This is a genomic window from Winogradskyella ouciana, from assembly GCF_009709615.1.
Classification (GTDB): domain Bacteria; phylum Bacteroidota; class Bacteroidia; order Flavobacteriales; family Flavobacteriaceae; genus Winogradskyella; species Winogradskyella ouciana.
Map to the genome: position 1 here is coordinate 1 of NZ_WJYA01000216.1, position 253 is coordinate 253.

A 253-nucleotide genomic window follows, 5' to 3' on the forward strand; every position below is an offset into this window, starting at 1 on the left:
CCTCCTATTCCGCGGCCTGATTGGCGGGGGTGGCCCCAAATTCATCTGGAAAATTCTGAAGCGCCGACATGACGGGGTAAGGCGTGAACCCGCCAAGCGCGCAGAGCGAGCCGTCTTTCATCGTCTCACACAGATCGGTCAACAAGGGGATTGCGGTCGCATCCCCGGCGGCGATGCGGTCGATGGTTTCCACCCCGCGTCCTGCCCCAATGCGGCAGGGCGTGCATTTCCCGCAAGATTCCACCGCGCAAAA

General features: G+C 62.1%; 1 protein-coding gene. It reads right to left on the reverse strand.

The features are described from left to right. Positions 1 to 4: 4 nt before the first annotated feature. A partial coding sequence (locus F1003_RS16145) for an NADH-ubiquinone oxidoreductase-F iron-sulfur binding region domain-containing protein (RefSeq protein ID WP_306461437.1) occupies positions 5 to 253 on the reverse strand: 249 nt, incomplete at its 5' end.